This is a genomic window from Echinicola rosea, assembly GCF_005281475.1.
In the GTDB taxonomy this organism is placed as follows: Bacteria; Bacteroidota; Bacteroidia; order Cytophagales; family Cyclobacteriaceae; genus Echinicola; species Echinicola rosea.
Map to the genome: position 1 here is coordinate 766,638 of NZ_CP040106.1, position 14,347 is coordinate 780,984.

9 protein-coding genes are annotated in these 14,347 nt (G+C 44.0%); 2 read left to right on the forward strand and 7 right to left on the reverse strand.

What is annotated here, in order from left to right; translation table 11 throughout:
• From FDP09_RS03265 to FDP09_RS03280, 4 genes are all read right to left on the reverse strand, one after another.
• Nucleotides 1-1,152, reverse strand: coding sequence for a formimidoylglutamase (locus tag FDP09_RS03265; protein ID WP_137401281.1), 1,152 nt, complete (start codon nt 1,150-1,152; stop codon nt 1-3).
• A 152-nt stretch (nt 1,153-1,304) separates the two neighbouring features.
• Complete coding sequence (nqrF, locus tag FDP09_RS03270) at nt 1,305-2,609, reverse strand: NADH:ubiquinone reductase (Na(+)-transporting) subunit F (protein WP_137401282.1); 1,305 nt, start codon at nt 2,607-2,609, stop codon at nt 1,305-1,307.
• 128 nt (nt 2,610-2,737) lie between these two features.
• Nucleotides 2,738-3,580 (reverse strand): acetyl-CoA carboxylase, carboxyltransferase subunit beta, encoded by an 843-nt coding sequence (gene accD / locus FDP09_RS03275; RefSeq protein ID WP_137401283.1) that lies wholly within the window; start codon nt 3,578-3,580, stop codon nt 2,738-2,740.
• A gap of 104 nt (nt 3,581-3,684) precedes the next feature.
• The gene (locus FDP09_RS03280) at nt 3,685-4,734 is read right to left on the reverse strand and encodes a mechanosensitive ion channel family protein (protein WP_137401284.1); all 1,050 of its coding nucleotides are present in this window, start codon (nt 4,732-4,734) and stop codon (nt 3,685-3,687) included.
• A 224-nt stretch (nt 4,735-4,958) separates the two neighbouring features.
• On the opposite strand from FDP09_RS03280, the gene FDP09_RS03285 reads away from it, so the two are divergent.
• Nucleotides 4,959-6,593, forward strand: a complete 1,635-nt coding sequence (locus tag FDP09_RS03285; protein ID WP_137401285.1) for a carbon starvation CstA family protein — start codon at nt 4,959-4,961, stop codon at nt 6,591-6,593.
• Between the two features lie 84 nt (nt 6,594-6,677).
• Nucleotides 6,678-7,472 carry a zinc metalloprotease gene (locus FDP09_RS03290; protein WP_137401286.1) on the forward strand — a complete coding sequence of 265 codons (795 nt, stop codon included), beginning with the start codon at nt 6,678-6,680 and terminating at the stop codon, nt 7,470-7,472.
• Between the two features lie 1,595 nt (nt 7,473-9,067).
• Here FDP09_RS03290 and FDP09_RS03295 read toward each other — a convergent pair.
• The 3 genes from FDP09_RS03295 to FDP09_RS03305 form a co-directional block, all read right to left on the reverse strand.
• The gene (locus tag FDP09_RS03295; protein ID WP_137401287.1) at nt 9,068-9,322 is read right to left on the reverse strand and encodes a DUF4834 family protein; all 255 of its coding nucleotides are present in this window, start codon (nt 9,320-9,322) and stop codon (nt 9,068-9,070) included.
• 23 nt (nt 9,323-9,345) lie between these two features.
• The gene (carB, locus tag FDP09_RS03300) at nt 9,346-12,165 is read right to left on the reverse strand and encodes a carbamoyl-phosphate synthase large subunit (protein WP_137401288.1); all 2,820 of its coding nucleotides are present in this window, start codon (nt 12,163-12,165) and stop codon (nt 9,346-9,348) included.
• A gap of 468 nt (nt 12,166-12,633) precedes the next feature.
• Nucleotides 12,634-14,250, reverse strand: coding sequence for an LVIVD repeat-containing protein (locus FDP09_RS03305; protein WP_137401289.1), 1,617 nt, complete (start codon nt 14,248-14,250; stop codon nt 12,634-12,636).
• Between the last annotated feature and the right edge of the window lie 97 nt (nt 14,251-14,347).

A 14,347-nucleotide genomic window follows, 5' to 3' on the forward strand; every position in this document is an offset into this window, starting at 1 on the left:
TCAGTATAACTTTAGCTGGGCATTGACCCACCTGTCGGGTACTTCACCTCTTTGGGCAGTTTGGTAATCCTGGTAGCTACAAGGAATGATGGTATCCCGCTCAAATTTCTCCTTCCCCGTCTGAGGCACTTCCATCCACCATTTTGCACTTAGTTTGCTCTTGTAGAAAACGATCGTAGATGGCTTAGAATCCAGCGAAACGGTGTATTTGGTATAATCATTACTCTTAAAAGACAAACTGTCCTTGCGGTGGTAAAATCCCTCGATAAAATACCACACCATCGTTGCCATCACGGAGGCTGTCTTATATCTGCGGTCATCATAGTGAGGTTGATAGCCATAAAGCCCCAAAGAGCTGAGCTTCTCATTCATACCTGCAAACCAACAAATCTGGCACGCTTCCTCCGCCGTAAGTCCAAATGGCTGTGCATCACAAGCCCCGGGAGCATCGGCTGATTGGACGGCGCAGATATCAAAGCTCAGCAGGTCGGCATTACGGATGAGTGGCTCTACCTCTTTGAAATTATCCCTCAATTGCCCCAGTCTCACATGATCAAAATACAATTTTTCCATGACATTAACCAGATCCCGGTCTGTCAAAAAGCTCTGGTAAGCCAGCTGTGTATAGTTAAACAAAAAATTAGGCTGATGCAGAATAATGTCCTGGGAGTGGACCTCAAACGGCCTGCCCTCATCATCCATATCGATCTTCGCATCAACTGTAAGCATGCTAACCAGTTTTTTCATTCCCTCATATGAGAGGTATTGGCCCATATCCAAATCATGGGTACCACCGATATAAATGGGAAGGATCTGCTTCTTCATCAGTTCTTCACCAACTGTCTTGATCCGAATATACGTTTCCTTGAGGTCAACACCACTGCGGAGATTGCCCAAATCAGCTATCTTGTAATGGGCCAAGCCGCGCTTAAGCTGATAAAGCCGTTTCCGTACTTCATGTGCCGCTTGGTCAACGGATTCCGTATCATCCGTCCCCCGCACTTCTTCCAGCCCAATGATGGCGATCTGTATTCCTTTTAGATCAGGAAACAGCTCCCCATGGAAATTGATATGTTTAAAAAAGGAGTTGTGCGCATATGCATGTTGCGTAATGGATTCTGGAACAGGGTCAAAGAATAGCTTAAGGTCCATAGATGATAGTTTAATGCCATCGGGCAGTAAAATGATAATTGCCCAACAATAAGGAAACCGTCCACGCTCAGAAAGCGGACTTGCCTTCAAAATTAAACAAAAAAGTCAAGGGGGAATTAAAAAAGGCCCTGCATTTGCAGAGCCTTTTATATTTAACCACCGAAGTCGTCAAATCTGATATTTTCTTTCGGAACGCCCATGTCGTCCAACAGCTTCAACACTGCCGAGTTCATCAATGGAGGTCCACAAAGGTAATACTCCACCTCATCTGGTTCAGGATGGTCCTTTAGGTAATTATCATATAATACCTGGTGGATAAAGCCCACATAGCCATCTCCTTCCTTATCCTCCAGATCCTTCTTAATCTTCCAGTTATCTTCCGGAAGTGGCTCAGACAGTCCGATATGGAACCTGAAGTTATCAAAATCATTTTCGATATCCCTGAAGTGAGGTACATAAAACAATTCTTTCTTCGATCTACCACCGTACCAGTAAGACACTTTTCGATTGGTCTTCTCAGTATGGAAAAGGTGGAAAATGTGCGATCTCAGCGGTGCCATTCCAGCTCCACCACCGATATAGATCATTTCTCTATCAGTAGGATTGATGTGGAATTCACCATAAGGTCCAGAAATCGTCACTTTATCTCCCGGCTTACGCGAGAATACATAAGAGGAACATACACCTGGATTCACATCCATCCACTTGTTATTAGCCCTGTCCCATGGAGGGGTAGCAATACGAATGGTCAGCATGATGATATTTCCCTCTGCTGGGTGATTGGCCATGGAGTATGCACGGAATAGCTCCTCATCATTCTTCATCACCAAATCCCACAGTCCAAACTTATCCCAATCACTCTGATACACATCTTCAGGGTGCTCTAACTCTGGGTGAGGGGCGATGTCAAAGTCCTTAAAGTTAACAGTAATCTCAGGAACATCGATCTGGATATATCCACCGGACTCAAAATCCAAGTTTTCCCCTTCCGGAAGTTTTACTTTAAATTCTTTGATGAATGTAGAAACGTTGTAGTTTGATACCACTTCACATTCCCACTTCTTGATACCGAAGATTTCTTCAGGAATGCGGATCTTCATATCCTGCTTCACCTTCACCTGACAGGAGAGCCTCACGTTGCTTTGCTGCTCAGCTCGGCTGAGGTGTCCTACTTCAGTTGGAAGCACTTCTCCTCCACCTTCTTCGACCGTACACTTGCACATGGCACATGTACCACCGCCACCGCAGGCTGAAGGAAGGAAGATCTTCTGTCCACCCAAGGTAGAGAGCAATGTGGACCCTGCAGAAGTCACCACAGGATTGGATTCGTCTCCATTGATGATAATGTTCACATCTCCTGTTGCTACCAGCTTAGACTGTGCAAACAGCAGAATAAAAACAAGTAGCAATATGATCAAAGTAAATGCTACAATTGACGTAATAATTACTGAACTCATTTAATAAAGCTTTTTCTAGTTCTCTTTCAGTATATAGTGTGCCTTTTAAGGGGCACACAAATATATTTATTATTCCCTAAAATTGTCGATAGATCGCGTAAATTTTAAAGATAATAGTCCACGTCCTGTTAATTTTTCAACAACCTCAGCAAGGTGGACAATCTGGATTTCAGCTGTCTTCTATCTACAATAAAATCCAAGAAGCCATGCTCCTGTACAAACTCCGCACTTTGGAAGCCTTTTGGGAGGTCTTTACCGATCGTCTCTCGGATTACACGCGGCCCTGCAAAACCAATCAAAGCGCCGGGCTCTGCGATATTAAAATCACCCAGCATGGCATAGGAAGCCGTCACCCCACCTGTAGTCGGATCTGTCAGCATGGAAATATACGGAATCTTCGCCTCTGCAAGTAGCGCTAACTTCGCAGAAGTCTTCGCCATTTGCATCAAGCTAAAGCCTGCTTCCATCATCCTGGCCCCACCGGACTTGGATATCATTAAAAATGGAATGTTGTTTTTCAGGGAATGATCTATGGCCCGGGCGATTTTCTCACCCACCACAGAGCCCATCGATCCACCGATAAACCCAAAATCCATACAGGCCACTACGATATCTTGGCCGTCCAGCTTGCCCACTGCAGACCTCACGGCATCTTTCAGGCCGGTCTTGCTAATGGTCGCTTCTATACGGGAAGTATAGGGCTTACTGTCCACAAAATCCAAGGGGTCACCTGAGATCATATTTTCATCTAGCTCTTGAAATTTATTGTTGTCAAACAATATTTCAAAATATTCCTTTGAGCCTATTTTTACATGATAATCATCATCCGGACAAACATAAGCGTTGCTTTTCAGCTCTCGGGTGTGAATGATATTTCCTTTGGGAGTTTTAAACCAGAGTCCATCTGGTGTATCCTTTTTCTCCTTTGTTGAGGTCTTTATACCTGCGTCTTTTCTCTTAAACCAAGCCATATGTTGAAGTTTTAAGGCTGAAAATATCTTTTCAGGACTACAAATTTATAGGTAATATCCGGTAAATAAAATGAAATATAGCTTTCTCCTTAGCCGAACCTGAATTAGGTACTTTTTACTTCATCTGCTTGACGCAATAAAACACGTGATTTTGGTAGGGATTTCGGATATTTTTCCTGAATATAGGTAATCATTTTTTCCCTTACCAGACAGCGTAAATCAAAGGCCGAGGGGCTGTCTTTGGCACTCATCAGGCAACGCAACTCCACCGTACTTTCTTTCACATCAGTCACTTGCAGCACCTGTACTTTCCTGTCCCACAGGTCCGTGCTTTCCAAAATTTCCTTAAGCTTGGCCTTTAAATCTGACACCGGAATCGTATGATCCACATATAAAAACACCGTGCCCCAAATATCGGCTGTGTTCCTTGTCCAATTCTGAAAGGGCTTCTCCAAAAAATAATTGATTGGCAACACCAACCTGCGCTGGTCCCAAACACAAACCACGACATAAGTAAAATTAATCTCTTCGATTTTGCCCCATTCGCCTTCCACGACGACCACATCGTCTATCCGGATCGGCTGGGTAAAGGCAATCTGAAAACCTGCCAGAAAATTGGCTATGGACTTTTGTGCAGCCAAACCTATAATGATACCTGCCACTCCTGCCGAAGTAAGCAGGCCCTGCCCAAACTTCTTGGCCTCATCAAAATGCATCATTATGGCGGAAAAGGCCACAATAAAAATCACCGCAACCAGAATCTTCTGAATAAACGTCACCTGTGTGTACAAGCTCCTCTCTCTTAGGTTATCCAACTTGGCATAGGAATGTCCATCCAAAAAAACATATTTCAACAATTTGATCATAGAGACCAAGATCCAGGCAAGGTTGATTATAAATAGGATCTGAAACACCTTAAATTGGCTAAAATATGCCCATCCTTCTGGAGAAATATATGGTTCAAAAAGTGGAAAAAGAACAAAAAACAAACCCCATTTTATGGAATTGCTCATTTCGGCCACTGCTTTTTCCCCTGGTCGTGAACTTGGCTTGTAGAATATTTTCACCAGTGGCTTGAAGCCAAACCCTAATAATAAATGCGTCCCCACAAGCAACGCTAATCCAAACAGAATATAATATAGCTTGTCATTCATTTTTCAATGCTTTTGGTACGAAATGAATAGGCAAGGTCATTGGGTTTGGCTCAAAATGTCTGGTTGGCCATACTGTTAATCAACTGCTTTCGACTTAAAGAAGCTTCCCAAGTCAAAATAGTTTAATTACATTTGTCAGTTAATAGACATATCAAAAAGATAGACCGTAAACCGACATTCTTTCCACATAATATACAGACTACCAACCATAAATCCAAAGCTACATGACCCTCGCCCCGCTATTGCTCATCGCTGCTATCACGCTCATCGCGGCATATTTCATTTACGGGAAGTTTGTTTTCAAGAAATTCGACATCCGGAATGACCGGGTCACTCCTTCCCATAAATTCCAAGATGGAGTGGATTATGAACCCAGCAGACCAATTGTGGTACTTGGTCATCACTTCGCTTCGATCGCCGGTGCAGGACCTATCGTGGGACCGATCATTGCGGTGACCTTTGGGTGGATTCCCGCGGTGATCTGGATTTTGGTTGGAGGAATTTTCTTTGGTGCCGTACATGACCTGGGGAGTATGGTCGCTTCTTTGCGCAGTGAAGGAAAATCCATCGGTACGATTATCAAAAATAACATTGGACAAAGTGGAAAGCAGCTCTTTATGCTGTTTAGTTTTTCGACCCTGATTCTGGTGATAGCCGTTTTTGCGGACATTATTGCCAAAACCTTTATCAATAATCCCGGAGTGGCTTCAGCATCGATACTTTTCATCTTGCTGGCTGTCGCCTTCGGACTGGTAAATAAATCCGTCGCCCACCGCAAAAGCCTCTTTCTACTTACCTCAGTAATCGGAGTGGGACTGATGTATTATTTCGTGTACCTGGGGATGCAACTTCCTTTTGAACTCGATTACCAAATATGGCTTTATGTGCTCCTGGCCTATGCTTTTGTTGCTTCGGTGACTCCCGTATCCTTACTGCTGCAGCCACGTGATTATTTAAACAGCTTTCTTCTTTACGGCCTAATCATCTTTGCCGTACTGGGAATCCTTTTTGCCAATCCGGAAATAAAAATGGACAATCAAGTCCACGTCACTTCCGATAACCTTGGCTACCTGTTTCCTGTCCTGTTTGTGACCATTGCCTGTGGTGCCATCAGCGGGTTTCACAGCTTGGTGGCCTCGGGAACCACTTCTAAACAAATCGACAAAGAAGGAGATGCTAAAATTGTAGGCTTTGGGGGCATGCTTATCGAATCATTCCTGGCGATCATTTCTGTAGGTGCGGTGATCGTTCTGAGTAGAGAAGAATATGCCATGACCCTCACGGCCAAAGGTCCCGTCACCATGTTTTCTGATGGACTGGGGGCAATGATGGCCACCCTGGGAATTCCAGAGGAACTTGCGGTGAGTTTTGTAGCTCTTACGGTATCCGCCTTTGCCCTGACTACGCTGGACACGTGTACCCGCTTGGCACGGTTTACCTTTCAGGAGTATTTTGAAGGAGCGCAAGGGCCTGTTGGCAAAACTTTTTCCTCCAATAGATACATCAGTACGAGTATTGTCGTTATCCTCTCCATATTGCTTATCAGCTCTGGCGGATTCACGACGCTTTGGCCGATTTTTGGCTCTGCCAACCAATTGCTAGCAGCCTTGGCTTTGCTGGCGGTGGCAGTTTGGCTGATCAAAAAGAAAGTAAATGCAACCTTCGTCATCATCCCTATGTTTTTTATGTTCACCGTGACATTGACATCACTAGGAATATTTGCTTGGAAAAATTTCCAGGACAAGGCCTATATCTTATCCATCATAGCAGGTGGTCTGTTCATACTCTCCCTCGTGCTGATCATATTGGCCAAAAAAAGCTTGTCCGCCTATTCTCATTTACCACAAACCCAAAACTGACCTCTCCAGCGATGTGCATTTTGGCTTGGACTTTGCATTGCTTGAGTTTTGTTATTATTTTAAACGAAATAATATACATTCAAAATGCATTTTAATACTTTCAAAAGGCAAAAGCTGTCGCAATACACTTGGGTTTACATTTTGGCATTGGGGCTGATAATCACTTCCTGTTTTAAGGACAACGAGGTAGATGAACGTGTACAAAGCATCAGGGCAGCTAAAAGGGCTCCAGGGGTCTCGGCACATGAGATCCTATCCTCAGACACCTACAAAAGTATTAAGGTGGAAATTCACCATATGGAGGGATATCCCCTCAGTTCCTCCACGGCTTCCACTGTCATCAATTGGCTGGAAGGCTTGGTAAACAAACCCACCGGTATTCAGCTGGTCACCAAAGCCATTCCCGCAAAAGGAAAAGAAAAATACAGTGTCCAAGACGTTCGCGACATCGAAGACGAAAACAGAACGGCCTACAGCATTGGAGAGGAGCTTGGCCTTTATATCTTGATCGTAGATGGCTACTTCGAGAAAGATACTGAAACAGAAGCCAGTTTAGGCTTTGCCCATCGGAATACTTCAATTGTCCTGTTGGGTAAGCGGATGGAAGAAAACTCCAACCGCTTTGGCAAACCGGACAAAGACCGACTTGAAATCACTGTTTTGGAGCACGAACTGGGGCATCTGTTGGGACTGGTAAACCTCGGCACTGAAATGACCAGTGACCATGAAGACCATGAAAACACCGGCCATTGTGACAATGAAGAATGCCTGATGTACTGGGCGGTGGAAACCAACAACATCTTTAACACCCTAAATCAGCCCATTCCTACGCTGGATGAAAACTGTCGAAATGACCTTAAGGCAAATGGCGGTCGATAACGACCAAAAATTACCATTGACCAAGAAAATTGGCGCCCAGTTAAAAGGACTGAACACAGATCTGCATTGCCCTAAGCATCCTACCTGTGTTTATCATCATTCCTCCGTGACGAAATAGAACCCACAGGCTGTTAGAAATATATTTAGCGAATCAAGCAATGTTGCTGGGAGCGATCAATTTCTTTGGATATCGAAACTAGGATAGCCACCAAGACGCTAAGGCACAAAGCAATAACCTCAGTTCGATTATAAAATCGTCACTGCGAGGCTTAGAGGGAGATATGAGGGGCAGAAGCCGTGGCAGTCTCAGTATTTCGGGATTGCCACACCCTTTTCCAACCCACATCCTCCTCAAAAGGGTTCGCAAGGACGCTTTTAATACAAAAATTAAGTCGAGCTCAGGTCAATAATAAATTCCTTTATTTCCAGTTCAGCATCCACTTGGTGCACTTTGGACGTTGTGGCATGTTTATTTATGCGTGGTTTCAATGCCGTTTGGTTAAGGGGATTTCCCTATTTTCACCTGCTAGGAGTTTCTTTTCTATTTGACTTTAACCCGTTTTATGCATTAGGAATCGTTATGAGAGCTGAAACTACAAGAAAATCAGGCTGTTTGGAGATTGAATCATAGCATCGCTATGGTGAGATCGAAAACAGCAGCGAAGCGACTGATTTTGAAGTAGTTTCAGCTCGCAATAGATAGGCTAATGCATAATGCGGGTTTAACTGTATGACTTTGGCCATTTTGGTGGATTTTATCCTTTTCCTTTTTTCCATTGATGAAAAAAGAAAGAAAAAAATCCAGGCCGGTGGTATGCCTTTTAAAATGGAACATGGATTTACCCTGCGACCGAGATCCGGCACCCATTTTAATTTCCAGCCGATGGCTACGACCTAAAAGTGAGTGGGTCTCGCTGTTCCACGACGCGAGCCAACTCACTTTCTAACGGCCTCCACCATCGGCTGGAAAACAGGCATACCAAGGGCCGTAATTAGGAAGCGATACCTTTTTTGGCTCAGGGGGGCTTATCGTTCCGGCTCAACTTGGTTACTTAAGAAAATATACCACTACATGGAATAATGATGATAATTTATCCATAAGAAACTTATTAACCGGATCCGCCTTGCAGGTATTGGGCGTTAAGAAATTAAAAAGCGGGCGGGCAAAAAGGCAGGCTTGTTTGACGAAATGCTGCCCAAAAAGAATGTTGGCAGCTAGAAAAGGAGGAGTTTGCCTTCATGAGGGAAGATTTTAATTTTAGGCCAATAGATGCACACCTGTGCGCCGTGGCGTAGCGGCGGGGTTTTTTGGTCACTTTTTTGACCTGCAGCAAAAAAGTGACAAAGGTAAAGAGATGAAAACCACCCAAGAATTTAGATAGAAAAATAACTGCCCAAAGAAAAAATATAGAACCCATATTTTCCAGATACGCACTAGCTAAACGGCATTGCGCGTGGTTTTACCATTAGGTAAAACTGGCAGCCATCAACTTTTCCACCTGATCCAATTTCTCGCCATTAACATAAGGATAAACACGAAAAAAGGAGCCCTATACGAGCTCCTTTATAACTATTGAAATTTGGTGAATCCTAAATCAATCTTTCACCTCTTCATAATCGACGTATTCACCGCCTTTGATATCCTTACTTCTTCTTTCATCATAAGACTTCGGCACGTAGTCCACATGAATGTCTCCATTATCGTTGGCCCTTCGTTGTGCTTGCTCCTGTTCTTTAGCAGCTTGATTTACCTGCTGGGCAAATCGTGCTAACTTGGATCTTAGAAAATAACGAACCAGTTGCCCAAGCAACCATCCAACGCCAAGAACTATTAAAAGGAATTTAATCAAAACGATGTAATTTTTGTTGTCAATTATCTACTTAGATATAGGTTTCTCTCTGAGTAGATCTTCAAGAAGTAATCATCCATCAAATCATCAATGAAGTAAATCGCCTCTCCGGTGGATTTCATCTCAGGTCCCAACTCTTTATTCACGTTAGGGAATTTATGGAAAGAGAAAACCGGCTCTTTGATAGCATAACCTTTTTTGTAAGGTTTAAATTCAAAGTCGGTCACTTTATTTTCTCCCAACATCACTTTTACGGCATAATTCACATAAGGTTCTTTATAAGCCTTACAAATAAACGGTACCGTTCTGGATGCACGCGGATTGGCCTCGATCACATAGACTTTGTCGTCCTTCACCGCAAACTGAATATTGATCAGTCCTTTGGTCTTGAGTGCCAGGGCAATTTTTTCGGTAAAGGTTTCGATTTGCCGTACCACCAAGTCTCCCAGATTATATGGAGGCAATACAGCATATGAATCTCCGGAGTGGATCCCCGCTGGCTCAATGTGCTGCATGATACCGATGATATACACATTTTCCCCATCGCAGATGGCATCTGCCTCTGCCTCAATGGCTCCCTCAAGGAAGTGATCCAGCAGGATTTCATTGTCAGGAATATCCTTCAGTACTTCCACTACGTGCTGCTCGAGTTCTTTCTCGTTGATGACAATCTTCATCCCTTGTCCACCAAGAACGTAAGAAGGCCTCACCAACAGCGGGAAGCCAATGGTCTTACATAACTCCAACGCCTCATCGGTGCTGTGGATGGTTCCGAACTCAGGATAAGGAACATCATTTTCCTTCAACAAGCTGGAAAATTCCCCACGATCCTCGGCGAGGTCAAGCGCCTCAAAGCTGGTTCCCAAGATTTTGATGCCATATTTTTCGAGCTTTTCTGCCAGCTTAAGTGCCGTCTGCCCACCAAGCTGTACGATCACGCCTTCAGGCTTTTCATGCAAAATGATCTCGTAAATATGCTCCCAGAATACAGGCTCGAAGTACAATTTATCCGCAATATCAAAGTCCGTCGAAACGGTCTCTGGGTTACAGTTGATCATGATGGTCTCATAGCCACATTCCTTGGCAGCCAGTACGCCATGAACACAAGAGTAATCAAACTCGATGCCCTGCCCCACTCGGTTAGGACCTGAGCCCAACACGATGACTTTCTTGCGGTCAGACACCTGTGATTCATTCTCTTCGCCGAATGAGGAATAATAGTACGGTGTCTGCGCCTCAAATTCAGCAGCACAAGTATCTACCAATTTGTACACCCGCTTGATGCCCATTTCTTCCCGCCTCTTATGGAAGACCTCACTTTCAAGACATCCCAGCAAGTGCGCAATCTGCCGATCCGCATAGCCTTTGTGTTTGGCCAGCATCATTAAGTCCTTTGGAATGGTATCCAAGGTGTACTTATCTAGGGTTATGTCCAAGTGAACCAACTCTTCAATTTGCTTCAAGAACCATTTATCGATCTTGGTCAGGTCATGAATGGTCCTAAAAGAAATGCCCAATTTAAAGGCATCATAAATATGAAAAAGCCTATTCCAGCTTGGGTGCTCCAAACTGTATAGGATTTGTTCTTGATTCTTCAGCTCCTTACCATCCGCACCAAGTCCATTACGTTTGATTTCAAGGGATTGACAGGCCTTTTGAAGGGCCTCTTGGAAGTTTCCACCAATTCCCATCACTTCACCCACTGCCTTCATGGAGAGCCCCAGACGACGGTCGGATCCTTTGAATTTATCAAAATTCCAACGAGGGATTTTTACAATTACATAGTCAATAGCCGGTTCGAAGAATGCAGAAGTACTACCGGTAATGGAGTTTTTAAGCTCATCCAAGTTATAGCCGATTGCCAATTTGGCGGCTACTTTGGCAATTGGGTAACCTGTAGCCTTTGAGGCCAAAGCCGAAGAACGCGATACCCTTGGGTTAATCTCAATACCAATAATGGTCTGGTTGTCTGGGCTTACGGAAAACTGCACGTTACAACCTCCCGCAAAGTTACCAATACCATTCATCATCTTGATCGCGAGATTCCTCATCTCCTGGTAAACAGTATCGGGAAGGGTCATGGCAGGTGCCACGGTAATAGAATCACCTGTATGAACACCCATCGGGTCAAAATTCTCAATGGAACAGATCACGACCATATTGCCCAAACTATCCCTTAAAACTTCCAGCTCATATTCTTTCCATCCAAGAATACTTTGCTCGATCAGCACTTCATGAGTCGGAGAAGCTTTCAGCCCGCTCATCAGGGCATTTTCAAACTCATCTTCCTTTTCCACGAAACCTCCACCGGTACCACCAAGTGTATAAGATGGCCTGATCACCAACGGGAAGCCAATTTCTTGCGCTATTTCTTTGCCCTGGAGAAAGGACGTGGCCGTTTTCCCAATACAAACCCCGACATTGAGCTCTTCCAAAAGTGCTTTGAATTTCTCACGGTTTTCAGCGGTTTCGATGGCATCTATATCCACACCGATCATCCTGACATTATACCTATCCCAGATCCCCGCTTTATCTGCCTCGATGGCCAAGTTTAGGGCTGTCTGGCCTCCCATGGTAGGAAGGACGCAATCAATATCAGGATGTTCTTCCAATATTTTTACAAGAGACTTTTTCTCCAGTGGAAGCAGGTAAACATTGTCTGCAGTAACCGGATCGGTCATAATTGTCGCCGGATTGGAGTTGATCAGCGTGACGGTAATCCCTTCTTCTCGGAGGGATCGTGCGGCCTGAGATCCAGCATAGTCGAATTCACAGGCTTGGCCAATTACGATCGGACCACTTCCAATAATCAGTACATGTTTAATGCTATTGTCTTTTGGCATGCTTAGAGAGGTTTGGAATAAGAATTTTACTTATGGCTAAATTGGTGCAAAATTAAGCAAATTATTGAGAGTAGCAGGAATTCTGATCAAAAACATTCCCCTTTTGGTAGATATTTTATGCCCATTAAACTCATCCTACCAGAACAATCCCGGCCCAAAGCATATCCGCAATTACCAAAAAAGTATTGTACCAGCCCTAGAAACAGCTTTTCCTTTAAATCTAAAGTAATATTCCTCAGATCAAGTAAAAAAACAAGGACTAGAGAAGTTGGACACTTTTGCAGGGAAGACTAATCGGTACTCATCGTAAGTTGTTTTCTAGTTCCCATAATGCATTTACCTGCCAGTGTCAATTCGCAATAGATAGGCTAATGCATAAAGCGGGTTCAAATATTTAAACCCTTAGGAAAAAAAATGGCTGCTTTCAAAGAAAAGCAGCCATTTAAACTTACAAATTATAGTATTGGATTAGTCCAATTTACCTTCAGTATCATCAAATTCACCCGTTACGGTGCCATTGTTCCATACATTTCCGTACACGGTAATGGAAGAATCATCCCCCAGGAACTCAAGAGTGCCTCCACTGTTGATGGTCAGGTTACCATAAATCACCAGACTTCCTTCTATTTTCATGGTGCTGTTGATCTGAAGTCCAGTGTCTTGACCGTACTGGCCCACCACCATGGAACCTCGCATATTAAAAGTCCCGCCAGAGTTGATATTGGCCCAGCCTTTTACGGACAATGATCCGCAGAAGGTAAAATCGTCATTGACATTCAATCCATCGGCCACAACAGATCCTGAGTATCCCTGAGGCTCACCGGAGTTGATATTCATCCAGGTGCTGCCTTTATATGCTGGCAAATCAGTGCATACATCATCTACGATGTCCTCGGCAAGATTGATCTTTAAGATCTGAAGCCCTTCCAATCCAGAAGCCACAAACAAATACTCATTATTTGCCCTTACATAGTTTGATGAACCAAACAGATCCAGCACCCCAAGTGTTTCTACATCATCACCAAGTGCTACTGCACTTACCCCTGCTGCACCATTGGCCATAAACAAGTGCCGCTCATTGGTGGTCACTGCATTGGTCACGACTTCCTCTGTAACCAATCCATCAGAAACTATTGGAATTTCAATCTTGGCTTGTTCTGCCCCGTTTGAAATACTATAGAGGCCAGCACCATTAGCGCCTTCTGACACCACAAGGGTCTCCCCATGCACATCCATGGTTCGCTTTGAGCCAGAATAATCTTCTCCCAATGCAATGGTATAGCCTTTGACCAAAGATACCGGATCAAGGGAATTCACCCCTTCTTCGCCATCTAGGACCAACAGCTTTCCTCCACCGTAAGTTACGGACCGTAAATCGGGAAATGCTACCTGGTTCACTAGAGATGAATTAGCCTTATCAAAAAGGGCAACCATACCCTCCGTACCACTTACGCTGACCACATGGGCATCTGTATGGGCCACATCTGTGCTGACATAACCTTCCACAGAAGAAAACTGAAAATCAGAAGTAAATGCCCCATTTGCAGTGCTTACCGTAATCAAGTTTGCTGGACCATCTACACCGTAGTCCGCATCTACATCCACCGCTGCAGCGATGTACAGCTTGCCTTCTACAAAATCCACGGCATTCAAATCAGCATCAGTAAAGATCGCCTGACTCCTGATCACAGGATTATGTACATCACTGATATCAAAAATATCAAGGGCTCCCAAATACTGGGTTCCTTTGGTGTTGTAGGTAACGTAAGCATAGTCTCCATCAATATCCACATGGGTGGCCTGTAGGACATTCCCCTCATGGGTAGGGGCTTCCACTTGGGCAATCAATTCCAAGGGCAATGAACCAGCAGGAATCTCTTCCGCATTGATCCGTGCATTTGCTGCAGTCTCTGAGGTAATCCCCACGACGCCTGTTTTATCTTTGCTGAAACGCACACTTAAGGATTCAGCATCATTGTTCAGAAGGATGGCATCATTTCCAGTCCCCGGAACATCATCTTCTCTGTTACAAGATGAAAACAACACAATGGTCACTAAAACCATTGATAGCAATTTAGTTTTCATGTTAATAGCTTTTTTTTGTGTATGAATAAGTACTTTTAGCTTATGAATGCAAATATAATACTAAAATCAATTTAGATATACCATTTTTCAAATTTCT

What these genes read in the sequence shown, in the direction of transcription:
- FDP09_RS03285 (WP_137401285.1), top strand. Translation starts at nt 4,959, where the DNA reads ATGACCCTCGCCCCGCTATTGCTCATCGCTGCTATCACGCTCATCGCG.
- FDP09_RS03290 (WP_137401286.1), top strand. Translation starts at nt 6,678, where the DNA reads ATGCATTTTAATACTTTCAAAAGGCAAAAGCTGTCGCAATACACTTGG.
- FDP09_RS03280 (WP_137401284.1), bottom strand. Translation starts at nt 4,734, where the DNA reads ATGAATGACAAGCTATATTATATTCTGTTTGGATTAGCGTTGCTTGTG.
- nqrF (WP_137401282.1), bottom strand. Translation starts at nt 2,609, where the DNA reads ATGAGTTCAGTAATTATTACGTCAATTGTAGCATTTACTTTGATCATA.
- accD (WP_137401283.1), bottom strand. Translation starts at nt 3,580, where the DNA reads ATGGCTTGGTTTAAGAGAAAAGACGCAGGTATAAAGACCTCAACAAAG.
- FDP09_RS03305 (WP_137401289.1), bottom strand. Translation starts at nt 14,250, where the DNA reads ATGAAAACTAAATTGCTATCAATGGTTTTAGTGACCATTGTGTTGTTT.
- FDP09_RS03265 (WP_137401281.1), bottom strand. Translation starts at nt 1,152, where the DNA reads ATGGACCTTAAGCTATTCTTTGACCCTGTTCCAGAATCCATTACGCAA.
- carB (WP_137401288.1), bottom strand. Translation starts at nt 12,165, where the DNA reads ATGCCAAAAGACAATAGCATTAAACATGTACTGATTATTGGAAGTGGT.